17 protein-coding genes are annotated in these 24,424 nt (G+C 62.4%); 7 read left to right on the plus strand and 10 right to left on the minus strand.

Features of this window, described 5'->3' with window-relative positions; translation table 11 throughout:
- Position 1: 1 nt before the first annotated feature.
- Positions 2-1,249 (minus strand): lipoprotein-releasing ABC transporter permease subunit, encoded by a 1,248-nt coding sequence (locus tag HAQ05_RS23495; protein ID WP_190425303.1) that lies wholly within the window; start codon positions 1,247-1,249, stop codon positions 2-4.
- Positions 1,250-1,344: 95 nt separating this feature from the next.
- Between HAQ05_RS23495 and HAQ05_RS23500 the strand changes: the two genes are divergently transcribed.
- Positions 1,345-1,935: a PilZ domain-containing protein gene (locus HAQ05_RS23500; RefSeq protein ID WP_190425306.1), complete on the plus strand. Its 591-nt coding sequence runs from the start codon at positions 1,345-1,347 to the stop codon at positions 1,933-1,935.
- Between the two features lie 69 nt (positions 1,936-2,004).
- A complete protein-coding gene (locus HAQ05_RS23505; protein WP_190425309.1) occupies positions 2,005-2,721 on the plus strand; it encodes a glycerophosphodiester phosphodiesterase family protein in 717 nt (238 codons plus the stop codon).
- 35 nt (positions 2,722-2,756) lie between these two features.
- On the opposite strand, the gene HAQ05_RS23510 is transcribed toward HAQ05_RS23505, so the two are convergent.
- Entirely contained in the window at positions 2,757-7,235 is a 4,479-nt protein-coding gene (locus HAQ05_RS23510) for a dermonecrotic toxin domain-containing protein (protein WP_190425314.1), read from the minus strand.
- Between the two features lie 244 nt (positions 7,236-7,479).
- A complete protein-coding gene (sthA, locus tag HAQ05_RS23515; protein ID WP_190425317.1) occupies positions 7,480-8,874 on the minus strand; it encodes a Si-specific NAD(P)(+) transhydrogenase in 1,395 nt (464 codons plus the stop codon).
- 400 nt (positions 8,875-9,274) lie between these two features.
- Here sthA and tcuC point away from each other — a divergent pair, with 400 nt between their 5' ends.
- Complete coding sequence (tcuC, locus tag HAQ05_RS23520; RefSeq protein WP_190425319.1) at positions 9,275-10,564, plus strand: MFS transporter; 1,290 nt, start codon at positions 9,275-9,277, stop codon at positions 10,562-10,564.
- 67 nt (positions 10,565-10,631) lie between these two features.
- Here tcuC and HAQ05_RS23525 read toward each other — a convergent pair whose 3' ends face one another.
- From HAQ05_RS23525 to HAQ05_RS23535, 3 genes are all read right to left on the minus strand, one after another.
- Positions 10,632-11,372 carry an S-methyl-5'-thioinosine phosphorylase gene (locus tag HAQ05_RS23525; protein ID WP_190425321.1) on the minus strand — a complete coding sequence of 247 codons (741 nt, stop codon included), beginning with the start codon at positions 11,370-11,372 and terminating at the stop codon, positions 10,632-10,634.
- Positions 11,373-11,382: 10 nt separating this feature from the next.
- On the minus strand, positions 11,383-12,381 hold the full coding sequence (gene nagZ, locus HAQ05_RS23530) for a beta-N-acetylhexosaminidase (protein WP_190425426.1): 999 nt from the start codon (positions 12,379-12,381) through the stop codon (positions 11,383-11,385).
- Positions 12,382-12,466: 85 nt separating this feature from the next.
- Complete coding sequence (locus tag HAQ05_RS23535; RefSeq protein WP_190425324.1) at positions 12,467-13,171, minus strand: TetR/AcrR family transcriptional regulator; 705 nt, start codon at positions 13,169-13,171, stop codon at positions 12,467-12,469.
- 187 nt (positions 13,172-13,358) lie between these two features.
- On the opposite strand from HAQ05_RS23535, the gene lexA reads away from it, so the two are divergent.
- Positions 13,359-13,970, plus strand: a complete 612-nt coding sequence (lexA, locus tag HAQ05_RS23540) for a transcriptional repressor LexA (protein WP_190425327.1) — start codon at positions 13,359-13,361, stop codon at positions 13,968-13,970.
- A 13-nt stretch (positions 13,971-13,983) separates the two neighbouring features.
- Complete coding sequence (gene sulA / locus HAQ05_RS23545) at positions 13,984-14,472, plus strand: SOS-induced cell division inhibitor SulA (protein ID WP_190425330.1); 489 nt, start codon at positions 13,984-13,986, stop codon at positions 14,470-14,472.
- Between the two features lie 175 nt (positions 14,473-14,647).
- Here sulA and HAQ05_RS23550 read toward each other — a convergent pair whose 3' ends face one another.
- From HAQ05_RS23550 to fadD1, 3 genes are all read right to left on the minus strand, one after another.
- Positions 14,648-15,769: a beta-ketoacyl-ACP synthase III gene (locus HAQ05_RS23550; RefSeq protein ID WP_190425333.1), complete on the minus strand. Its 1,122-nt coding sequence runs from the start codon at positions 15,767-15,769 to the stop codon at positions 14,648-14,650.
- Positions 15,770-15,851: 82 nt separating this feature from the next.
- Positions 15,852-19,763 (minus strand): ATP-dependent RNA helicase HrpA, encoded by a 3,912-nt coding sequence (gene hrpA, locus HAQ05_RS23555; RefSeq protein WP_190425336.1) that lies wholly within the window; start codon positions 19,761-19,763, stop codon positions 15,852-15,854.
- A 144-nt stretch (positions 19,764-19,907) separates the two neighbouring features.
- Positions 19,908-21,605, minus strand: coding sequence for a long-chain-fatty-acid--CoA ligase FadD1 (gene fadD1, locus HAQ05_RS23560; RefSeq protein ID WP_190425339.1), 1,698 nt, complete (start codon positions 21,603-21,605; stop codon positions 19,908-19,910).
- A 390-nt stretch (positions 21,606-21,995) separates the two neighbouring features.
- Between fadD1 and HAQ05_RS23565 the strand changes: the two genes are divergently transcribed.
- Both HAQ05_RS23565 and nhaA read left to right on the plus strand, forming a co-directional pair.
- Complete coding sequence (locus tag HAQ05_RS23565; protein WP_190425342.1) at positions 21,996-22,466, plus strand: MaoC family dehydratase; 471 nt, start codon at positions 21,996-21,998, stop codon at positions 22,464-22,466.
- A gap of 189 nt (positions 22,467-22,655) precedes the next feature.
- Positions 22,656-23,816: a Na+/H+ antiporter NhaA gene (gene nhaA, locus HAQ05_RS23570; protein WP_190425346.1), complete on the plus strand. Its 1,161-nt coding sequence runs from the start codon at positions 22,656-22,658 to the stop codon at positions 23,814-23,816.
- A gap of 48 nt (positions 23,817-23,864) precedes the next feature.
- Here nhaA and HAQ05_RS23575 read toward each other — a convergent pair whose 3' ends face one another.
- Complete coding sequence (locus HAQ05_RS23575; RefSeq protein ID WP_190425350.1) at positions 23,865-24,329, minus strand: outer membrane lipoprotein; 465 nt, start codon at positions 24,327-24,329, stop codon at positions 23,865-23,867.
- Between the last annotated feature and the right edge of the window lie 95 nt (positions 24,330-24,424).

Below are 24,424 nucleotides of genomic sequence, written 5' to 3' on the forward strand. Positions count from 1 at the left end.
CTCACTCATAGCGAAGCGCCTCGGCCGGCTGCGTGCGCGCCGCGCGCCAGGCCGGGTACAGGGTGGCGAAGAAACTCAGGATCAACGCCGCGCCACACACGAGGTAAATGTCCTCGGCCATGACCTGCGACGGGATGTAATCGATGAAATACACGTCGGGGTTGAGGAATTTATGCCCGATCAGGTGTTCCAGCCCCGCGATGGCGCGGCTCACGTTCAGCGCGGCAAGGATGCCTAGCGCGGCACCGACGGCCACGCCCACCACGCCGATGACCGTACCCTGGACCATGAACACCCCCATGATCTGCCGCGGGGTCATGCCAAGGGTCCGCAAGATGGCGATGTCACCCCGTTTGTCGTTGACCACCATCACCAGCGTGGAAATGATGTTGAACGCGGCCACCGCCACAATCAGCAGCAATAGCAGGCCAATCATGTTTTTTTCCATGCGGATAGCCTGGTAAAGATTGCCGTGGGTGCGGGTCCAATCGCGGGCGTAGTAGTTATCACCTAACTGCTGGGCCAGTTGCCAGGCCAGGCGTGGGGCCTGGAACAAATCGTCGAACTTCAGCCGAATGCCCTGCACCTGGCCGGGCTTCCAGCGATGCAGGCGGCCAAGGTCTTCCAGGTTGGTGATGCCCAGGTAGCCATCGATTTCGCCGGCGCCCACGTGAAACACGCCCGTCACGGTAAACCGCTTCATGCGTGGAAACACCCCGGCTGGCGTTACCGCGACCTCGGGCGCGACGAAGGTGACCTTGTCACCCACCTTCACCCCCAATTTACTGGCGGCCTTGTCGCCGATCATGATGCCGAACTGCCCCGGGGCGAGGTCAGCGAGTTTACCTTCGCGAATAAAGGCGTCGATGATCGAAACCTTATCTTCACGGGCAGGCTCTATACCGTTGAGCAAAACCTTTTGCACCTGCCCATCGTGGGTCAACAGGCCTTGCATCTGGGTGAACGGCGCCACCGCAGCGACCCCCGGGGTGGCTTGGGCCTTGGCTGCCAGGGCCTGCCAATCGTCGATTGGCGTTGGCGACTCGATGGTCGCATGGGGCACCATGCCCAGCACCCGGTTGCGCATTTCGCGGTCGAAACCGTTCATCACAGACAGCACCACGATCATTACCACGACCCCCAGGGCCAGGCCGATCATGGACGTTAGGGAAATGAAGGAAACGAAGTGGTTACGGCGTTTGGCGCGGGTATAACGTGCGCCGATGTATACGAAAAGAGGTCTGAACATGTAAGGGGCTTGTTCGCAATGGATTGGATCGCCCGTGTGGCGGAGCTGCCCGTGCAACCTTACACTCGGACCATCACTGCCAGATTGGGTTCGCCATGCTGACGACAGACGACGCGGAACGCCGCGAATACTATCGTATCAACGATCGTATCGCACTTGAAATCACCCCGTTGGCCCCAGGTTTCACCGAGGCTGAAAACACCGCCGCCGCCAGCTTGTTCGGCTTGCTCAGTGAACTGCACCTCTCGGATTTCGAATCGCAACACTTGCTGCGCCAGGTGGGCGACGCCAACCGGGCATTGGCCGCTTTGCTACGCGCACAGAACAAACGCATCGAGTTGCTGACGCAAGTGATGGCGCAATCGATACTGGGCAGCATCGGCGAGCCACAACCGGTGGTGCTGTCGGAGGCGGGCCTGGAGTTTCACTATGCCCAACCGCTGGCCCCCGGCAGCCTGCTGGCCCTGAAGATGGCGCTAATGCCGCAGGCGCTGGGGGTGATGCTACAGGCGCGCGTGGTGCGCTGCGACCGGGCGCACGAAGGGCATTTTGACGTGGGCGTGGCGTTCGTCGATGCCAGTGACGCGCAACGGCAATTGCTTGCACGCTATGTGTTGCAGACACAAGCTGCCGAGCGCCGGCGGGCGGCTTCAGCAGAAACTTACCCGCTGCACGCTGCCCACTAAAAGCGTTACGCTCAGCCGATGCAACTTGCCACGTGCCGCTGTTTTTTCCTCAGTTTGTAAGGAAACACTGTGACCCTCCTATACGGTCATCGGGGCGCCAAAGGCGAAGCCCCTGAAAATACCCTCGCCAGCTTCCAGCAATGCCTGGGCCATGGCGTAAAACGCTGCGAACTCGACTTGCACCTGTCCCGCGACGGTGAACTGGTGGTGATCCACGACCCGACCCTGCAGCGCACCACCGAGCGCCGCGGCAGGGTGAGCGATTACAGCGCCGCCGAACTGGCCAGCTTCGATGCTCGCCGCGGTGGGCCAGGTTGGGTCAGCCCCTGTCCCATCCCAACCCTTGCGCAGTTGTTCGAAGCTTGCCCCTTCGAGCATTGGCAGTTGGAAGTCAAGAGTGCCTCGCGGGTGCGCGCGGCCAATACGGTGCTCGCCATCCGCGAGCTTGCCCAACGCTTTGGCCTACTCGACACCGTGACCATTACCTCGAGTTCCCGCGAAGTGTTACGTGCCGCCCAGCACTTGGTCCCGGACATCGCCCGTGGGCTGGTGGCCGAGTACGCCTGGCTCGACCCGCTGAAAGTCGCCCAGAACTATGGCTGCCAGTTGCTGGCACTGAACTGGACGCTGTGTACCCCCGAGCGCCTGCAACGGGCCCAACGCCAGGGGTTGCACGTGTCGGTGTGGACGGTCAATGAACCGGCGCTGATGCGCCGGCTCGCCGACTTTGGCGTAGACAGCCTGATCACGGACTTTCCCGGTTTGGCGCGGGCCACCTTGGGTTAGCCTGGCGTTTCGATAGGTGCCAGCACGGCACGCTATTAGGTTCTGGGCACCGCCAGGAACAGTCGTTGCGCCAAGGCCGGCCCGATGCTGCTGCGATAAACGGCTAGCGCCGCTCGGCCGCTACCCGCGCGGCCAAGCAATTCGCGGTAACCAAGTTTGCGTTCAGTGGCCAGCTTCAGGTGCGCAGCCACGTAGGCTTCAGCGGGGGCAGTTGCCTGGTCATAGTGAAAGTGCGCCCACCACAGGGTTTTGTGCTCGGTATCGACGATCCGGTACTCCTCGAGAAAATCCCCCGGCCGCTGCAACGCTCGGCGCTGGCCCACCCGTTCGATGTACGCCTGGCCCCCCCGCACCAGGTAATCGACCCGGGAGGCGGTGGGGCGCTGTGCCTTGATCAACTCGACCCGTAGCGCCTGGCCTTCATCACGCAGGCGCTGCTCGGCGGCCATGGCCCGGGCGATCAGCGCATCGGCGCCCTGGGCCTGCTCGCTGCTCCAACCGGTACGGTCGGCTTGCTGCAGTGCCCCAAACAGCCCCTGTAGCCGGTCGGCCTTATGCACCAATAGATCTTCTATGTCTTTGGGGTCCGCCTCGGCTCGGGCCAGGCGCCGTACCTGGTCGAGGTCCGCGTCGCAGCGGTTGATCGCCGCTTCGATCCGCTGCCGTAAATGGACCCGGGCCGGTGCAGCGCGTTCAGCGGGCACGGGTGAATGCTCCACGACCTCATGCCACAGGCCATCCTCTTCGTGCAAATGGTACGTTTCGATCACTTGCCCGGTAAAATCGACCATTTCGGCCACCTGCCCCGGCAGTTCACTGGGCTGGCTCGCCGCACGCGCCAGTACGGTGCGCTCGTCCACGGTACGAACCACCTGCACCCGTGGCGAGGGCCGGGCCGCAAGTGCAGGCGTGGTAGCGGGGGTAGGCACCGACGCCGATTCGGCGACCCAGGCGGCCACCTGCCGTTCGGCCAGTGCCTGCAATTCGCCCAGTTGCGCTAATGCGCGCCCCAGTTGGGCAACCTCGAGTGATGCCTCAGCCGCCCCTTCTTGCGCCAGCGTGGTGATGCCAACCGCACGCTCGTAGCTGCGTAAAGAGCTTTCCAATACCTCGATACGGTCACTCAGTGGAAGGGTCAGATCGAGGTTCATGTGGGAGTAGACGGCGGCCCGCAACCATTTGCTTTCGACCATATGCCAATAGCCTGATGCTTGCGAAGCATCCGCCAGCGCCTCACGGGTCAGGCTCAACTCCAGGGCATCGAACAAGCGTGCGCCGCGCCAGCGCATCACTTCAAGGTAGGGGGCGCTTTCAACCCACTGCCGCTCAACCTGCGCCGGGCCAACAACGGCGGCCGAACGCAGGTGCTCGGTCCAGTCGGCCCACGCTTGCGACCATTTCATGCCCCATTCATCGTAGCGTTGTATTACGTCCAAGGCCGCCCGATACTGGCTATAAGTTCGCTCGCTGGCCAACCCATCGGCCTTCAGGCAACTGACCATCACCGCCAGCGACGGTTGGCGCTCGGCCCATAGGCGCTCGATAAAATTGCCAATGAACGCCAGCAAGCCATTGACCTCGGTGGCCATGCGTTGCGGGCTGAGCCGGTCGGCTGGCAGCAATTGCGCATCCAGTGCCCGCCGCTGCTCGGTCATATCGACGAGTGCGGTGAGCACCCCCTGCATTTTTTCCAAAAACCGCGGTCGCAGTTCCGCCGCGGCTGCCTCGTAGTGTTGTTCGTAGCGTTCCTGCAGTGCGATCTGCTCCAACACGGCGCCGCTCAGGCGCTGCAGTTCTGTGGCGACCCGCTCGCGCAGTGCGCGATAGGCCTTGACCGTGCGGGGGCCACCGCCCCGCAGGCGCAGCGGCAAGTCCAACCGCCATTGCCCGTCAAGCCACTGCACCGCGGGCCCCTGCCCAGCGGGTGCAGTAGGGTCGACGATATAGAAACCATGTGCTGCCTCCTTGACCGGATAGACGTCCTTGCCCACCGGGGCATACCAGTGCCCGCCATGCTCGACCAACCCGGCATAGCGCCCGCTTTGCTGGCTCGGTGGCAACGGCCGTGGAAGGTTCCCGCGCAATGTTGCAAGGCGCGCCCGCACCTCACTCGGCGGTTGCGCGTAGGGGCCTGCCCAAGCGAAATCCAGCCGCATACGCCACGAGCCCGGCGGCACAGCTGCCGGCTGCAGGCTGGCCGGCAGCTTCGGCGCGGTCGGCGGTAGCGGATCGTACTGCGGATGGCGCAAATAGGCCGGTGCCGACCATCGCACATCGTGCAGTACAGCCAGTGATACGTTCATCAGCACCTCTGCCAGCCGCGCACGGCGCATGTCACCCGTTTGCTTGATGAACGATTCAAAGCTGCCCAGCGCCTCCAGCAGCCAGACAGCGCGGGGCAACGGCCCACTGACCACACTCAACAGCGTGTCGAGCAACAACCACCCACCCGCTTTAAACTGCGCCCAACGGCTTTGATGGTTAGACACACTGTTGCGCTCGGCCAAATGAACCAGGGCCTGGATATGGTTTTCATACAGCGCCTGCGATACCGCCCCGGCCACCGGTACATCGGCTAATTCGGCGGGCTGGGGTGTCGCCACCGGAGCATACTCGTCACCCTGCCCAAAACGTTGGAAACGGGGCTGCTCGAACCCCCCATCAGCGTATACGCCAGAGGCTGCATCGCTGAGCCAAGGCAATATACGGGCCTGAAGCGGCCCCGGTGTCGCGACGGCAGCCCGCAATTGATGCCAACTCGCCCACTGGTGCAAGGGGCGGGGCGCCAGCGGCTCATACAGCAAAACCGGCCCGTGGGTCATATCTAGCGGCCCGGCCACATAAAGATGCTCGGCCACATCGGGGGCGGCACCGGCACGCGAGCGAAACGCCAAATGGCGCAACACCACCGGTTCCGGGTAGGGTGGTTCGCTGGTGGCGCCGAACATGGCCGCGATCACACGATAGCCTTCCCAAGTCAGCCCCTGCTCGTGGCGAATGGCCTGCTCCATCGCCTGCAACGGCAGTTGCAGGCTCAACTGCCGTGCGAACGCGGCACGCCGCCAGGCCGCGTCCGGGCTGTCCAGCAATGCAGCCTTGACCAGATGAGGGTATCGGCCGCCGACATCGACCTGCTCAACCACGCGGGCCAAGTACTGCGGTGTCAACCAGCTGGGTACCGGTACGCCGTCGCCGCGTAGCACATGGCGGGCACCCGCGGGTAACCCGGACAAGTTGTTCAGGGCAAAATCCAGCACCGGCATGCTGACGGGCTCGATACCGCCGACTACCCGCAGGTCAGCACCGCTGGCGACCGCCGTGCCGACAACCCGGTCGATACGCAAGGTCAAGGCCGAAAGCGGCACATTGAAGCCAGGGTGTCTTTGTCGAATGGCCGTGAGCAAAGCGTCTTTTGCGTATTGGCGCAATGAAGGCACACCGTCGTCGAACGGGCGCCCGGGGTCACCCCGCTGAGCCGCCGCGACCTTGGCCAGCGCCTGGCCATAGGCCAAACGCTGGGGCAATGGCGCGGCGGCCAGCCACTGTGGCAGGGGGTGCTTGAGTTGTGCCGCAGGCGGCTGGGGAAATGGGCCCAGTAACCGGCTAAGGTCGCTGACGGCCGCAACGTACTGCTGCGCCTGGTCGGCCGTACAAGGCAGTGCCGCCGCCAAGCCCGCCAACTCGGCCAACTGCCGGTCGAGCATGGCCAGGGCCAAGCCCTCGAAGGCATCGGCCGGCGGTTCCACCCACGGTATGCTGAACGTCGAAACCTGCCGGCCTGGCGCCCGCTGCAGTGATCGCAAGCCATCACGGGCGCGCTCCCCTGCCCATAGCCCGGCCAGGGGCCAATACAGTAGCCTGGTGGCATCTGCCGCTTGGCCCGCGCGGATAAGCATGCACGGGTAAAGCGCATCGGCTTGGCCGCCCCGCTGCAGCGGCACACTCACCTGCAGGCGTTCTGCGCTAGGCGTTTCGAATACGGAATCGAGCAAGTCACGGGCAGCTTTGCCAGGGCTGCCCAGCAGTGTTCTGCCGAGGTTGTATTCGCTGTCGCTCAGGGTACCGGCAGCCGCCCGCAAGGTACCGGCAAAATCCGCCGATAGCCGGGTGGCTAACCACCCCAGGCGGCTAGCGCTCTGGGCATCGCCCTCGGCGGCCCAATAGCGCACCAGCGCCTCGGCGTAATGGCCCAGCAGCCCCACGGCCACGCTATCGATCAGCTCGCCCAGCGCCAGAATAGGCAATTGAGGGTGGGCGACCCCGTGCTCGTCCACCACCGTTCGCGTGTCTTGCGCCCAGTTACCGTCCGCAGCCCCGCTGAAACGGTCGAGGATCTCGTCGGCCACCGCCCGAGGCGCCGTCGACTGATCCTCCACCACCAAGCACGCGGTGCCGAGCTTTAGGCGGTCATCGGGAAACCGTTGGGTAAACAAGGCCGAGATTTCTTCGGCAGCCACATCGCGCAAGCTCGGCCGGGAGGCGAATCGCTCAATGATATCGAATAGACAGTCCATCTGTGCTCATTCCAGTCAATGCCGGCGAGGGCCGCCGGTTGAAACTGGAACTAAGCGCCACGCGTGCGCAGCCGGGTGCTAAATACGTCTTGGCGAAAAAGCACAGGGAAAAAGGGGCCGCATGGGCGTGCCCCCGGTAGGCAAACTCGGCCTGATCACAGACTTTCCCGGTTTGGCCAGCGCCATTCTCGGGAATCGCTGAATGCAGTCTCTCCGGCCGGCTCAGGCCACCGGCCGGAGCCACTCAAAAAAGCCGGTTGAGCCCGTCGTATGCGGCCACCCGATAGGCTTCGGCCATGGTCGGGTAGTTGAAGGTGGTATTGACGAAGTACTTCAATGAATTGAGTTCGCCAGGTTGATTCATGATCGCTTGGCCGATATGCACGATTTCCGAAGCTTGGTCACCGAAGCAATGCACGCCGAGCACCTCCAGTGTTTCGCGGTGAAACAGGATCTTCAGCATGCCCACCGGTTCGTCGGAAATCTGCGCCCGCGCCATGCCCTTGAAGAACGCCTTGCCCACTTCGTAGGGCACCCTGGCTTGGGTCAGTTCATGCTCGTTCTGGCCAATCGAGCTGATCTCCGGGATGGTGTAAATACCGGTGGGCACGTCGTTGACGAAGCGCCAACTGCCATTGTCTACGATCGAGCCAGATGCTGAGCGGCCTTGGTCGTAGGCGGCGCTGGCCAAGCTTGGCCAACCGATCACGTCGCCGGCGCCACAAATATTCGGTACGCTGGTGCGATAGGCTTCGTCTACGTCGATCTGGCCACGGCTATTGACTTTGATCCCGATATTCTCAAGGCCCAGGCGGTCGGTATTGCCTGTGCGGCCGTTACACCATAACAGGGCGTCGGCCTTGATCTTCTTGCCGGATTTCAAATGCAGGATCACGCCGTTTTCCAGGCCTTCTACCCGCTCATACTCTTCGTTGTGGCGCACCATCACGTTGTTGTTGCTGAAGTGGTAGCTCAACGCCTGGGAGATTTCCGAATCCAGGAAACTCAATAACTGCTCACGGGTATCGACCAACTCCACCATCACGCCCAGGCCGCTGAAAATCGAGGCGTACTCACAACCGATCACGCCGGCGCCATAGATGATGATCTTGCGCGGGGTGTGGTTCAGGCTCAGGATGGTGTCGCTGTCGTAGATACGCGGGTGGCTGAAATCGATGTCCGCTGGGCGGTAGGGGCGCGAGCCGGTAGCAATCACAATGTTCTTGGCAACGAGCTTTTCCTGGGCACCGTTGGCGCAGATCACGCTCAGGGTTTGCTCGTCGGTGAAGCTGCCGGTGCCGAAGAACACATCGACCCGGTTGCGCGCATAGTAGCTGGTGCGTGAGGCGACTTGCTTGGCAATCACCCGCTCGGCGCTGTGCAACACATCAGGAAATGAAAACCAACGCGGTTCGCCAATGGCGCGGAACATGGGGTTGGTGTTGAACTGGATGATCTGCTTAACCGAGTGGCGTAACGCCTTGGAGGGAATGGTGCCCAAATGGGTGCAGTTGCCGCCGACCTGGCGCCGGCTATCGACCATCGCGACCTTGCGCCCTGCCTTGGCGGCATTCATTGCCGCACCCTCTCCCGCTGGGCCGGAACCCAACACCACTACGTCGTAGTTATAGACAGCCATGCGTACTCCTTAGAACAGGCCGGAAACGCCACCCGTCTCCGACTTTAAATGCCGCAGGCGGCACCGATGAGCCTGGCCCGTGCAATTTCAGGTGCGTGTGCGGTTATCACGCACAAGCACCGGGCGCAGCCACTTTGCGCGCAGCCTAATGAACAGCGGGTGACGCGCACATTAAACCTTGGTCGCGAGAAACGCCATTTTTCCGTGCGGCAAGGTGCCACACCGGCAGCCCGAAAACGCCGTAACAGACTGCCGCCGAACAGATTTAGGTTGCCTGGGTCAAAGGATACACATATCGTAACAATTACCGTCGATTAGTGACGCCATCACTGTGCAGGGCCCGCGCAGCTGTTCAGCTCAAGGACCGGGCAACGCCAACAACTACAAGCAGGTGCATTCCATGGCCGCCAATACAGGCAAAGGCAAGGCGATTTTTCGCGTTGTCAGCGGTAACTTTCTAGAAATGTTCGACTTCATGGTGTACGGCTATTATGCCACCGCCATTGCCAAAACCTTCTTCCCTTCCGATGACGGCTTCGCTTCGCTGATGCTGTCGCTGGCCACCTTCGGCGCGGGCTTTTTGATGCGACCGCTCGGGGCCATCGTGCTCGGGGCCTACATCGATAAACACGGCCGCCGCCAAGGCTTGATCGTGACCCTGATGATGATGGCCGCAGGCACCCTGCTGATTGCGCTGGTGCCCGGTTATGCCACGCTCGGCGTGCTCGCACCGGTGTTGGTGCTGATCGGCCGGCTATTGCAAGGCTTTTCTGCCGGCGTCGAGCTTGGGGGTGTGTCGGTGTACCTTGCCGAAATCGCCACCCCTGGGAACAAAGGGTTCTATGTCAGTTGGCAGTCAGCCAGCCAACAGGTGGCCGTGATATTCGCAGGCCTTTTGGGCGTGCTGCTCAACCACTTCCTCAGCCCCGCCGACATGGGCCAATGGGGTTGGCGCGTGCCGTTCCTGGTCGGTTGCGCCATCGTGCCGGCCATCTTCATGATCCGCCGTTCGCTGGAAGAAACCCCTGAATTCCAGGCGCGTACCCATCGCCCGGCGTTTCGCGAGGTGATGCGCTCGATTGGCCAGAACTTCGGCCTGGTAATCGCCGGCATGGCCATGGTGGTGATGACCACCGTGTCGTTTTACTTGATCACCGCCTACACGCCGACGTTCGGCAAAAACGTGCTGCACCTGTCCGACCTCGATGCCTTGGTGGTTACAGTGCTCGTGGGTGTTTCAAACTTCATCTGGTTGCCGGTGATGGGCTCGGTGTCCGACCGGGTGGGGCGCAAGCCGTTACTGGTGGGCACTACGGTGCTGGCGATCCTCACCGCTTACCCGCTACTGTCGTGGCTGGTCACCGCCCCCAGCTTCAGCCATCTGCTGATGGTCGAGCTGTGGTTGTCGTTCCTGTACGGCTCGTACAACGGCGCAATGGTAGTGGCCCTGGCCGAGATCATGCCCAAGGAAGTGCGCACCACCGGGTTCTCGCTGGCCTATAGCTTGGCGACCGCCACGTTCGGCGGCTTTACCCCAGCAGCCTGCACGTGGTTGATTCACGCCCTGAACAACGACGCCGCCCCCGGCATTTGGCTCACCGGCGCTGCCGTGATGGGCCTGCTGGCCACGTTGGTGCTGTTTCGCGGCAACCGCCATCAGTGGCGGGCCAGCGAGCCGGCGAACGCCTAACGCCATATGCGCCGCGGGAGGGGGCATTGCTACCCCTTCCCGCCCCTTACGGCTCATGGCTTGGTGTTCAAGGCTGCGCCAGCAGCCGCTGCAACGTATTACGCACCTTGCCGATCCCCGCATGCAGGGCCAGTTCGATCTCGGCCATGGTAATCACCTCGGTGCTTTTCCCAGCCGCCGGGTTCACCACCAGCGCCAGGCATGCGTAGTCGAGTTGCAGCTCGCGCGCCAGCGCCGCCTCTGGCATGCCCGTCATGCCTACGATATCGCAGCCGTCACGTTCGAGCCGGGCGATTTCGGCCACGGTTTCCAAGCGCGGCCCCTGGGTGCAGCCATATACCCCCTGATCACTGTGTGCATGGCCTTCAGCCGCCAACGCCGCTAACAGGCGCTGGCGCACCGGTTCGCTATAGGGGTAGCTGAAGTCGATATGCGTAACGGCCTCCAGGTCATCAGCGAAATACGTGTGCTCGCGCCCGCTGGTGTAATCGATCACCTGGTGCGGCACGCAAAAATGCCCAGTGCCCATCCCTGGGTGGATACCCCCTACGGCATTGACGGCCAGCACCGCCTCGGCGCCGGCCTGCTTGAGTGCCCACACGTTGGCGCGGTAATTGACCTTGTGCGGCGCGAAGCGGTGCGGGTGGCCATGGCGCGCTAAAAACAGCACCTCGCGCCCGGCATATTCGCCGATCACCACCTCGGCCGAAGGCTGGCCATAGGGGGTGTCCACCGCCAGGGAGCGCTGGATGTTCAGGCCTTCGAGTTGGGTAAGGCCGGTACCACCGATGATGGCGTAAACAGTCATGGGTAAATCCTCAATCGATCAATTGCGCGCGGCGCAGGGCGCCCAGCGCCTCGAGCCAACGCGGGTGGTGGCGGTAATCCTGCCCCGGGGTGGCACGCCCGGCCATGCGGGCGATACGTGCAGCTGGCGTTACCCTCAGCCGCTGGGCCGCGCTCAGGGCCAACTCAGCGGCGCCGCGATCATTGCACACCAGGCCCATGTCGCAGCCAGCGCTGAAGGCCGCTTCGACACGGGCGGCGGCATCGCCTACCACGTGGGCGCCGGCCATGGACAAGTCATCACTGAAGATAACCCCGTCAAAGCCCATCTCGCCGCGCAGAATGCCCTGCAGCCAGCGCTTGGAAAACCCCGCTGGGCGGTCGTCGACCTGTGGGTAGATCACGTGCGCTGGCATCACTGCCGCCAGCTCCGGAAGCAGCCGGCTGAACGGGATCAGGTCGTGTTGGCGCAAGGTGGCAAGGTCTCGCTCATCGACCGGGATCGCAACGTGCGAGTCAGCTTCGGCCCAACCGTGGCCAGGAAAATGTTTGCCGCAGGCCGCCATGCCAGCCTGGCGCATGCCGCGGATAAACGCACCGGCCAATAGCGCGGCGCGCTCAGGGTCGCTTTCGAACGCGCGCAGGCCGATCACCGCGCTACGCTGGTGGTCAAGGTCCAGCACCGGGGCGAAAGAAATGTCCAGCCCTACCCCAAGTACTTCGCTGGCCATCACCCAGCCGCAGTGCTCGGCCAGGCGCTGGGCATCGGCCGCCTCGGCGAGGCGGCGCATTGCCGGCAGGGCCACGAAACCCTGACGCAGGCGCTGCACACGGCCGCCCTCCTGGTCCACCGCCAGGATCAGATCAGGGCGCAAGGCGCGCACCGAGGCGGCCAACTCGCGGACTTGGCGGGGGTGTTCGATATTACGGGCGAAAACGATCAGGCCGCCCACCTCGGGCTGGCGCAGCAGGTGGCGGTCCTCGGCGCACAGCCAAGTGCCGGCGACATCGAGCATCAATGAGCCCTGCAGGCGGGTGGTCATGGCAAATCCTTCGAAGCAGTGGGGGCGCTACTTTAACGGAAGCCAGGCGCGCCGGCCACGCCCTGCGCGGGCCTTAAACCTTTGCCGGCAGCGCCTGTTTATTGCGCGGGCGCAGCTGCGCGCTGCCCATGGCCGGGTCGGTGACGCCACTGTCGGCACGCATGCCGGCCGCCAGAAACGGTACCATCAGCCGCATCACCTGCTCGATCGAGGTATCGACGCCGAAGTCGTTCTCCGAAATAGCCCGTAGCGCCTTGATACCCGACATACTAAAGGCCGCAGCGCCGAGCATGAAATGCACCCGCCAGAATAGCTCCAGTGCCGGGATACGCGGGGCGGCCTCGTTAACCAATTGCATATAGCGGCGAAACACCTTGCCGTACATGTCTTCGAGGTAACGCCGCAGGTGCCCCTGGCTTTCGCTGAACGCCAGCCCCAGCAGGCGCATGAAGATGGAAAGGTCGTTGTTACTGCGCGGCTGCACCGCCATGGCTTGGTCTACCAGCACCTCGAGCAGTTCCTCAAGACCGGCCTTGTGCTCGGGGCGTGCGCTGCGCCGTTCGAGCTCACGCTCGAGGCTGGCGCAAAAAGGCCCGAGAAAACGGGAAAACACCGCCTGGATCAGGGCTTTTTTTGAGCCGAAATGGTAGTTCACCGCGGCCAGGTTAACCCCGGCCTTGCCCGTGATCAGGCGTAGAGAGGTTTCGGCGAACCCCTTCTCCGCGAACAATTGCTCCGCGGCATCGAGGATGCGTTCGACGGTCTCCGACTGGGCCATGGTGTCTCCGGCTGGCAAACAGGTGTTTGAAACTTACGTTTCAATATGCACCGCTGTCAAGCTGGCCGATGCATTTTCAGGCCAGATGGTCAAGCAATTCAATTGCCAAGTCAAAAAAGGAGGGTTGCCAAGCGGCCATTACTGTATATAATCCCAGTCACTGTATAAAAAGCCAGAGCCCGCCACTATGCTGAAATTGACGCCACGCCAAGCCGAGATCCTGGCCTTCATCAGGCGCTGCATCGAAGACAACGGCTTCCCCCCTACTCGCGCAGAAATCGCCCAACAGTTGGGGTTCAAATCGGCCAATGCCGCCGAGGAGCACCTCAAAGCCCTGGCACGCAAAGGCGCGATCGAAATGACCCCGGGTGCTAGCCGCGGCATCCGCATACCCGGTGGTGGCAGCGAGGCCAAGGGTGACGACAGCTTGCCCATCATCGGTCGCGTGGCCGCCGGCGCGCCCATCTTGGCACAGCAGCACATCGAAGAAACCTGCAGTATCAACCCCGGTTTTTTCCACCCCCGCGCCGACTATTTACTGCGGGTGCACGGCATGAGCATGAAAGATGTCGGCATCCTCGACGGCGACCTGTTGGCCGTGCACACCTGCCGCGAAGTACGCAATGGCCAGATCGTGGTGGCCCGCATTGGTGAAGAGGTCACCGTAAAACGCTTCCAGCGCAGTGGCAGCAAGGTTCGCTTGCTGGCCGAGAACCCTGAGTTCGCGCCCATCGAGGTCGACCTTCGGGAGCAGGAGCTGGTGATCGAAGGGCTGAGTGTCGGCGTGATCCGCCGCTGAACGAGGAGGCTTCATGCAGTGCATTCCCGCAATTCCCACCCGGGCGCAACAGGCTCAGTTATCGCTGTTTGAAGTGTTCATGGCACCTACCGCCGAACCGCTGCTCGAAACCCACTGGGTAAGCCCAGCCGACGTGGAAGAACCCGAGGTGTTCAGCGAGCTTGCACTGCGCGGTTCGGCGGGCAGTTGCTTGAGCCTGATGGCCCCAGTGCTTCAATCGCTGAGCCAGGCCAGGGAGCAACGCTGGCTAACGCTCGTCGCGCCCCCCGCCAGCCTCACCCATACGTGGCTTCGCGAGGCCGGGCTGAACCGCGAACGCATCCGGTTGTTGCAACCGCGCCGTAACCAACCGGTGCTGGAACTGGCTTGTGAAGCATTGGCACTGGGCAATAGCCACACCGTGGTCAGTTGGCTAACCCCGCTGGCTTCGGCCGCGCGCCAACAACTGGTGCGTGCGGCGCTGGCAGGGCAGGCCCAAAGCCTCAACATACGCCTGGGCTGAATGGCCCAGCCTTTGCCAGTGAACTGTTAGCGCTGGCACCGGTAGGCCACGGCGTGGGGCCCTCAGGCGAGCGCCTGTGAGTATGAACTGAACGCCATGGTAACGATGCCCAACGCTATGCAGCGGATGGTAACCGCCCCTCGCGCGTATTCGTCCGAAAAGGCTGAGCCAAGGTTCAGCGCTTGCGCAGGATCACGCTGCCAATGGAATAACCCGCTCCGAAGGAGCTGAGCACGCCCACGGCGCCGCTGGGCAGGTCGTCCTGGTGCAGGTGCAGGGCAATCACTGAACCCGCGGAACTGGTATTGGCGTACCGGTCAAGGATCACCGGTGCCTGTTCGGGCGCCACATCATGCCCCAGCAGCTTCTTGACGATCAGTTGGTTCATCGCCAGGTTCGCCTGGTGTAGCCAGAAACGCTGCACTTGCTCCACCGGCAGGTGTTGCTCGGCCAGGTGTTGGCCAATCAACTCCGCAACCATCGGGCACACTTCCCGGAACACCTTGCGGCCTTCTTGTACGAAAAGCTTGTCGTCGGCGTTGATGCCCTCTTCCGCCGCGCGGTTGAGAAAACCAAAGTTGTTGCGGATGTTGTTCGAAAACTGCGTCAGTAGCTTGGTGCCAAGAATGTCGAACTGGTATGGCGAGCAGGCAAGGTCAGCCCGCTCCACCAACAGGGCGGTGGCGGCATCGCCAAAAATAAAATGGCTGTCGCGGTCGCGGAAGTTCAGGTGCCCCGTGCAGATCTCCGGGTCAACCACCAGCACCGAGCGAGCCTGGCCCACCTGTACCGCATTGCAAGCGGCCTGGATGCCGAAGGTAGCCGACGAACAGGCCACGTTCATGTCGAAGGCAAACCCGGCGATGCCCAGGGCTTGCTGCACTTCGATGGCAATGGCCGGGTACGGCCGCTGCAGGTTGGAGCACGCCACGATCACCGCATCTACATCCTTGGGCGCCTTGCCGGCACGCTGTAGCGCCTGGTGGGCGGCCTTCACCGACATCTCGCAGAGGATCGATGGCTCGTCGTTGCTGCGCTCGGGCAAGCGCGGCTTCATTCGCTCGGGGTCGAGGATGCCGTCTTTGTCCATCACGTAGCGGCTTTTGATGCCGCTGGCCTTCTCGATAAAGGCGGCACTGGATTCCAGCAGCGCCTGTACCTCGCCACGCGCGATGGCCATGGCGTGCTGATCGTTGAAACGGTTGACGTACGTGTTGAACGAGGCAACGAGTTCGTCGTTGCTGATGCTGTGGGGCGGTGTGTACAAACCGGTGCCACTGATAACAGCCTTATGCACGATCCATCCTCATGATTGTAAGGCGCCGCCCCGGGGGCCATGCGCGCGGTATTTTGCCATATCAGCTACATTCATGCCGGGTTCAGCCTTCGACCTGCGCCCATTGCTTGGCCAGGCGCTTATCCGACACCGGGACCTTGGTACCCAACTGCTGGGCGAACAATGAAACCCGGTACTCTTCCAGCCACCAGCGGTAAATGGCCAGTTGCTCATCCCGCTTGCCCTCCTGGCCATGCTTGGCCAAGCGCGTGCGGTACTGGGCCCAAGCTTCGCTCAGTTCGGCACTCCATACCCGGTCCCGCTGCAACTGGGCTGGCAGCTTCTCCAGCCGCAACTGGATGGCCTTCATATAACGCGGCAGTTCTTTGAGCCACTGCAACGGCGTTTGCCGCACGAAGCCAGGGTAAACCAACGCCCCAAGCTGCACCTTGATGTCGCCCAGCGCCACGGCATGGGCCAGGTCGATTTTGCCCTTCAGATGCTTTTGCAGCCCGTGCCAGAGCGTAAGAATCTCCAGCGTCAGCCGCGCCAAGCGCTCGGCATGCTCGGCCCAACTGCCGCGCTTGGTTTCAGCCAACGCCGCCAGTGCCGCGCCATCCCGTGGCAAGCTGGCCTCGCCCTCCAGGATGCAGCTGTCCAGGCTGGCCAATAGAATGTCCTCGACCAACGCCTCCGGCCGCCCCAGGTCGCGGTACAACAGCCCCATCTGGGTGAGCCCGGGCAGCTTGCCACGCAGGTAGCGGGCAGGCTCGGCCAGTTGCTGCAACAACAGCCGTTGCAAGGCCTGCCGGTGTTGCCATTGGGCTTCGGCGGCGGTCGCGAAACGTGCCTGGCGCACCTCACCGCCCTCCTCGGCTAGCGCCGGGTATACCGTCATGTCCAGCCCGGCAACTTGCTGCCGTGCGGTGTGCGCCACGTTGGCAAAAGCCTTGGCTTGCACTGGCTGCTGGGCCTCAGCCTTGGCCGGCATGGCCAGCGCCGCCTGGCTGGCCTGGGCGAAGCGCGCGGTCAGTTCGGCGAGGTTACGGCCCTCGCCGAGGAATTTACCCTGGGCGTCAACCACCTCGATGTTCATCTTAAGGTGCGCTTCGACTTCCTCCACCGCTTGCGTCCAGGCCTCATCGCTCACTCGCGCACCGGTCATGCGTTGCAACTGCGCGCCCAATGCCTGGGGCAACGGCCCTTGTGCGAAGCCCAGGCGTTCGAGCGCGGCGCGAACGAAATCCGGCACTGGCACGAAGTTCTTGCGCAACGCCTTGGGCAAATGGCGCACCAGCGCCATGCACTTGGCTTCGAGCAAGCCAGGTACCAGCCACTCCAGCCGCTCAGCCGGCAATGCGGGCAGCAGCGGCGCCGGTACCCGCACGGTAACACCGTCGCGCGGGTGGTTGGGTTCGAAATGGTAGGCCAGCGCCAAGCTCAAGTCGCCTAATTGCAAGGTATCGGGGTACTGCGTGGCAGTAACCTCAAGGGCCTCGCGGGCGAGCACGTCTTCTTCGCGCATCATCAGCAACTGCGGGTGCTTTTGGCTCTCGCTGCGGTACCAGGCATCAAAGCTGGCGGCCTGGTGAATGTCGGCTGGCAAACGCGCGTCGTAATAGGCATACAAGGTCTGCTCGTCGGCCAGGATGTCGCGCCGGCGCGCCTTGGCTTCCAATGCATCGAGTTGTTCGAGCAGTGCCCGGTTGGCCGCCAGGCATTTGGCCCGGGAGTTGATTTCACCGCGTACCAATGCTTCGCGAATGAACAACTCACGGGCCACCTGCGGGTCGATGGGGCCATAGTTGACTGGCCGGCGGCCGATGATAATCAAGCCATAAAGGGTCACTTGCTCGAAGGCCACCACCTGCCCGCGTTTTTTCTCCCAATGTGGCTCGAAGTGGTTTTTCTTCACCAAATGCTCGGCCAACGGCTCCAGCCACAGCACATCGATGCGCGCGACCATGCGCGCGTACAGCTTGGTGGTTTCCACCAGTTCCGCCGCCATCAGCCACTGCGGGCGCTTGCGGCCGATGCCCGACGAGGGGTGTACCCAGAACCGCCGTTGGCGCGCGCCGAGGTAATCACCCTCCTCGGTTTTTTGCCCTACCTGGCTGAGCAGGCCCGCCAGCACAGCCTTATGCAGCTTGGGGTAGTCGGCGGGCTCTGGGTTGGCCTTTAGCTGCAGCTCGCGGCAAATCAACGTGAGTTGGCGGTGGGCGTCGCGCCATTCGCGCATGCGCAAGTAATTCACAAACTGCTTGCGGCACCAATTGCGCAGCGCGCTGGCCCCCAGTGCCTGGCGCTGCTCTTCGAAGCCCCGCCACAAGTTCACCAGGGCGGCGAAGTCCGAGTCAGGGTCCTTCCATTGCGCATGGGCCTGGTCGGCGGCCTGTTGGCGCTCGGCCGGGCGCTCGCGTGGGTCTTGCACCGAGAGCGCGCTGGCGACGATGAGAATCTCTGCCAGGCTGCCTTGGCGGGCGCCTTCGAGCAGCATGCGGCCCAGCCGCGGGTCGATGGGTAGGCGCGCCAATTGCCGGCCCAGGGGTGTGAGTTGTTGCTCGCGGGTCACCGCACACAGTTCTTGCAGCAGGTTGAAGCCGTCGCTAATAGCCTTGCCATCCGGCGGCTCGATGAACGGGAAGGCCTCGATGGTGCCCAGGCGCAGGTGCAGCATTTGCAAGATAACCGCCGCCAGGTTGGTGCGTAGGATTTCCGGGTCGGTAAAGGCTGGGCGGGCGTTGAAATCTTCTTCACTGTAAAGGCGAATGCACAGGCCGCGTTCTACCCGCCCGCACCGGCCCTTGCGCTGGTTGGCACTGGCCTGCGACACCGCCTCGATGGGCAAGCGCTGTACCTTGGCGCGGTAGCTGTAACGGCTGATGCGCGCGGTACCGCTGTCGATCACGTAGCGAATGCCCGGCACGGTAAGGGATGTTTCCGCCACGTTGGTGGCCAGCACCACGCGCCGCCCAGGGTGGCTTTGGAAGATACGCTGTTGCTCGGCCGGAGACAGCCGCGCATACAGCGGCAAAATCTCGGTGTGGCGCAGTTGCGCCTTGCGCAGCATGTCGGCGGCATCGCGGATTTCACGTTCACCTGGCAAGAACACCAGTACATCGCCCGGGCCCTTGCGTTCGCTGCGTTCGAGGGCGGCGATTTCATCGAGGGCGGCCAAAATACCCTGGTCCACCGACAGGTCGTCTTCCACGGCGTTGCCGTCTTCATCCTGTTCACGGACCAGCGGCCGGTACCAGGTATCGACTGGGTAGGTGCGGCCCGACACTTCGATGATCGGCGCACTGTCGAAGTGCTTGGAGAAACGCTCCAGGTCAATCGTGGCCGAGGTGATGATCAGCTTGAGGTCTGGGCGGCGCGGCAGCAGCGTCTTCAGGTAGCCCAGCAGGAAGTCGATGTTCAGGCTGCGCTCGTGGGCTTCATCGACAATGATAGTGTCGTAGCGCTCCAGGAACCGGTCGTGTTGCGTCTCGGCCAACAGAATACCGTCGGTCATCAGCTTGACCAAGCTAAGCGGCCCTGTCTGGTCTTCAAAACGCACTTGGTAACCCACCAGTTGCCCCAGCGGCGAACCCAGTTCCTCGGCCACCCGGCTGGCCACGCTGCGTGCGGCGATACGCCGCGGTTGCGTGTGGGCGATCAAGCCGTACTGGCCACGGCCCAACTCCAAGCAAATCTTCGGCAATTGTGTGGTTTTGCCCGAGCCGGTTTCGCCAGCGATCACCACCACCTGGTGCTCAGCGATCAGGCGCTTGATCTCATCGCGCTTAGCGGCGATCGGCAGTTGCTCGTCGTAGCGGATCGCCGGCACGCTGGCACGGCGCCGCGCCACCAGTGCGCACGAGGCCTGGTAACGCTCCAGCCATTGCGCCAGGCGAGTTTCGTCCGGCTGTTTGCGCAGTTCATGCAACTGCCGGCGCAGGCGATGGCGGTCGGCGATCTGGGCGTTGTCGAGGAGTTCCAGCAGGGTGTCGAGCGATGGGGCTTGATCAGTCATCAGCAGGCGAAATCTATGGTGCGGCAAGAGTATGGCGGGGATTGTCGCAGATTTCCGCGGCGGCGTTTCAGGCGTTAGCCGCACTATTTTATCGCGGTGCCCTTAGCTGGCGGTACCCGGCGCCGCCGGGCACCTGCGGGTAACTCATGCAATTTTTTTCAGGCCCCGTTTGCGCAGCTCTTCGTCGCGCAGTTCACGGCGTAGGATCTTGCCCACATTGGTGGTCGGCAAGCTTTCGCGGAATTCAACGTATTTGGGCACCTTGTAACCGGTGAGGTTGGCGCGCATATGCTCGATCACTTGCTCCTTGGTAAGCGACGCACCGGGGCGAATCACCACGAACACTTTGATCAGCTCACCGGATTTTTCGTCCGGTATCCCAATGGCGGCGCATTGCATCACGCCTGGCAGGCACACCAACACCTCCTCCAGCTCATTGGGGTACACGTTGAAGCCACTGACCAGGATCATGTCTTTCTTGCGATCGACGATGCGGATGTACCCGTCGGGCTGGATCAGCGCGATGTCGCCCGTTTTCAGCCAGCCTTCGGCGTCAAGGATCTCCGCGGTGGCGTCGGGCCGTTCCCAGTAGCCCTTCATGACCTGCGGGCCCTTCACGCACAGCTCGCCGATTTCATTGAAGCCAAGGCTCTGGCCGTCTTCGCCGATGACCTTGCACACCGTGGACGGCACCGGGATACCGATGGAGCCGATTAAAATGTGTTCGCGCGGGTTGACGGTGGCGACTGGGCTGGTTTCGGTCATGCCGTAACCTTCGCAAATGGGGCAACCGGTGACGGCTTGCCAGCGCTCGGCCACCGCCTGTTGCAGGGCCATGCCGCCCGACAGGGTGACCTTGAGCGCGGAAAAATCCAGCTTGCGGAACTCGGCGTTGTTGCACAGCGCCACGAACAGGGTGTTCAAGCCCACGAAGCCGTTGAACTTCCAGCGTGCCAGCTCCTTGGTCATGGCCGGCAGGTCGCGCGGGTTGGTAATCAGTACGTTATGGTTACCCATGAGCATCATCGACATGCAATGAAACGTGAACGCATAGATGTGGTACAGCGGTAACGGTGTGATGATCACTTCGTTGCCTTCGCCCAGGTTGGCACCCATCAGCGCCTTGCATTGCAGCATGTTCGCCACCAGGTTGCGGTGGGTGAGCATCGCACCTTTGGCAACACCGGTGGTACCGCCGGTGTACTGCAGCACGGCCACGTCGTGCCCGGCGGGGCTGGCCTCGTTCACCGGCTGGTCGCGGCCCTGGGCAAGCACTTCGGTAAAACGTACAGCACCCGGCAAGTGGTACGCCGGTACCATCTTTTTGATGTAACGGACCACCGCGTTGACCAGTAGCCGTTTCAAGGGCGGCAGTAAGTCGCCCACTTCGGTGATGATCACATGGCGTACCTGGGTTTTCGGCACCACGGCCTGGGCCAGGTGCGCCATGTTGGCCAGGCATACCAAGGCCCTGGCACCGGAATCCTTGAATTGATGTTCCATTTCCCGTGCGGTGTACAACGGGTTGGTGTTCACCACGATCAGCCCGGCACGGATCGCGCCGAACACGGCGATCGGGTATTGCAGCAGGTTGGGCAACTGCACGGCGATACGATCACCCGGCTTGAGGTCGGTGTGTTGCTGCAGCCAGGCGGCGAAGGCGCCGGAGAGTTGGTACAAGTCGCCATAGGTGAGCGTTTTGCCCATGCTGGTGAACGCCGGCTGCTCGGCGAAGCGCTCACAAGAAGCCCTGAGCACGGCCTGCACGTTGGGGTACTGGTCAGGATCGATGTTCATCGGCACGCCAGCCGGGTACTTGTCCATCCAGAAATTTTCGACCATGGAAGCCTGCTCCTCACGCAACTGCTGGGCTGCACCGCATTGGCTGCGGTTCTTATTGATATAGTTGAAGCGCGCCGAGAGTAGCAGTTTTGCCGTAGGTCGCCTAGAGGCACACCCCCCTCTACGGGTCACTAACTAAACCGATATGCGCGATATAGTCATGTTTAGAGTGTTTGCACCAACTGCACGGATCGCTCTAGCCTGGGCCTTCCGTTAGTCTGGCGGCCGCCAGGAGGCAATAGCGACCGCCACAGGTGCGAGCCCGCGCTATGGTTACAGCGCATTACCCAGGTGGCCAGCAGGCAGGCAAATCAAGGGATTTCATTCGCATGCGCCTGCGGCGCGCTACACTGTGGCACTTTTTTACCGACCGTGAAGGATTGCCACTCCATGACCGAAGTCAGCAACACGCCGTACGACGCACTAGAGGTCGGCCAAACCGCCTCATACAGCAAGACTGTGGAGGAGCGTGACATCCAGTTGTTCGCGGCCATGAGCGGCGACCATAACCCGGTACACCTCGATGCTGAATACGCCGCCAAAACACTGTTCAAGGAGCGCATTGCCCACGGCATGTTCAGCGGCGCACTGATCAGCGCGGCAGTGGCGTGCGAATTGCCGGGCCCAGGCACTATCTACCTGGGCCAGCAGATGACCTTCGAAAAGCCGGTGAAGCTGGGCGACACCCTCACCGTGCGCTTGGAGATCCTCGAAAAATTGCCGAAGCTCAAGGTGCGCGTGGCCACCCGCGTGTTCAACCAGCGTGGCGAGCTGGTCGTCGATGGCGTGGCAGAGATCCTGGCACCCCGCAAGCAGCAAACGGTAAGGTTGGCGCCGGTACCGGCCATTCACTTCGGCTGATGGCACGCCTTGAAAAGATGTTTTTATAACGAAACGTTTTGAAACTAATTAGCTTATACGGCTATTGACCAGCATTTACGGGACCAGGATAAATCCTATATTCCAAAAAAGAATATAGTTTTTATTTAAACCTCAACGCCTTGCGGTTAGGGTAGGCCACCTTTTCGTATAGTCATGGAGGGCTGGGTCGTGTCCCTGCGTCTATCGCTGAAACGTTTCTTTGCCATGGAGGCCGCAAGCGGCCTGTTGTTGATCGCCGCCGCCGTGCTGGCCTTGATTATCAACAATTCCTCGCTGGCCGCCTGGTATCAGGGTTTTCTCGACGCACCGGTACAAGTGCGCCTGGGCCCGCTGGACATCGCCAAACCCGCACTGTTGTGGATCAACGATCTGCTGATGGCGCTGTTCTTCCTGCTGATCGGGCTGGAAATCAAGCGCGAAGTGCTCCAGGGGCAACTGGCACGCTTCTCTCAGGTCGCGCTGCCCGGCGCTGCGGCCTTGGGCGGGATGCTGGTGCCCGCGCTGATCTATGTCGCCACCAACCACGGTGATGAGGCAGCCTTGGCGGGCTGGGCGATTCCTACCGCTACCGACATCGCCTTCGCCCTTGGCGTACTGGCCCTGCTCGGCAAACGCGTGCCTACCTCGCTGAAATTGTTCCTGATGACCCTGGCAATCATCGACGACCTCGGCGCCATCGTGATCATCGCCCTGTTCTATTCGGCCGAGGTATCCGGCGCGGCTTTGGGGCTGGCCGCCGCTTGCCTGGGGGTATTGCTGGCCTTGAACCGCCTGGGCGTTCGCGCGTTAGGCCCGTATCTGTTGGTAGGCCTGGTGCTATGGGTATGCGTGCTGAAAAGCGGTGTGCACGCCACCCTGGCCGGCGTGGCGCTGGCGTTTTTCATTCCCCTGCGGGGCGAACGCTCGCCGCTGATCATCCTCGAACATGCCCTGCACCCCTGGGTGGCGTATGTCATCCTGCCGGTATTCGCCTTTGCCAATGCTGGTATCTCGCTGGCCGGCATCAGCGCGGCGAGCTTCACCCACGGCGTGCCACTGGGCATTGCCTCGGGCCTGGTGCTGGGCAAGATGCTGGGCGTGTTCGGGTTAACCTGGTTGGCGATTCGCCTGCGCTGGGCCGCGATGCCACATGGGGCGAATTGGGGGCAGTTGCTCGGCGTAGCGCTGCTCTGTGGGATTGGCTTCACCATGAGCATCTTCGTGGGCTCGTTGGCCTTCGATGCGGCCAGCAGCCCCTATGCCGGTGAGGATCGGCTGGGTATCCTTACAGGGTCATGCCTGGCGGCATTGCTCGGCTATACGGTGCTCAGGGCAAACCTTAAGCGCTGAATGCGGGAGCGAAAACGGGCGGGCTCGCGCGGAGCCCGCCGCGCTAGGTCAATGAGCAACGCGGCTGGTGCCATCGACGGTCATGATGCGAACTCGCTCACCGGTGCGAAAAATCTCATTGGGCTGCACTTGCTGCACATAGGCGCGCGTACTGCCGTCGTCTTCCCGCACAGTGATTTCTACACCCTGGGTGCGGGTCAGCCCCTCTTCGGCGGCCGAGCCTGCAAAGCCGCCCGCTACCGCGCCGATCACCGCGGCGACGATGCTGCCGCGCCCACCCCCTATCGCAGACCCAGCCACACCGCCGACAATAGCGCCAGCACCCGTGCCGATCGGCGTTTTGGTGCCTTCGATACGCACCGGCCGTAGCGCTTCGATGGTACCCATGCGCACGGTTTGCACCTGGCGCGCCTCATCGCGAGAATACACATCCCCCTCCAGGCTAGAGGCACAACCACCCAGAAACAGGGATGAAACGGTAAAAGCAGCGACCAGCAATACAGGTTTACGCATGGAACATACTCCGTAGGACTCGACACCATTAGACGCCAGGCGGTGCGATGTGTCACGGGGTGTAAGGTACAAAAATGTGTTCATTCAGCAGGCGT

Origin of the sequence: Pseudomonas typographi, from assembly GCF_014694385.1 — a bacterium.
In the GTDB taxonomy this organism is placed as follows: Bacteria; Pseudomonadota; Gammaproteobacteria; order Pseudomonadales; family Pseudomonadaceae; genus Aquipseudomonas; species Aquipseudomonas typographi.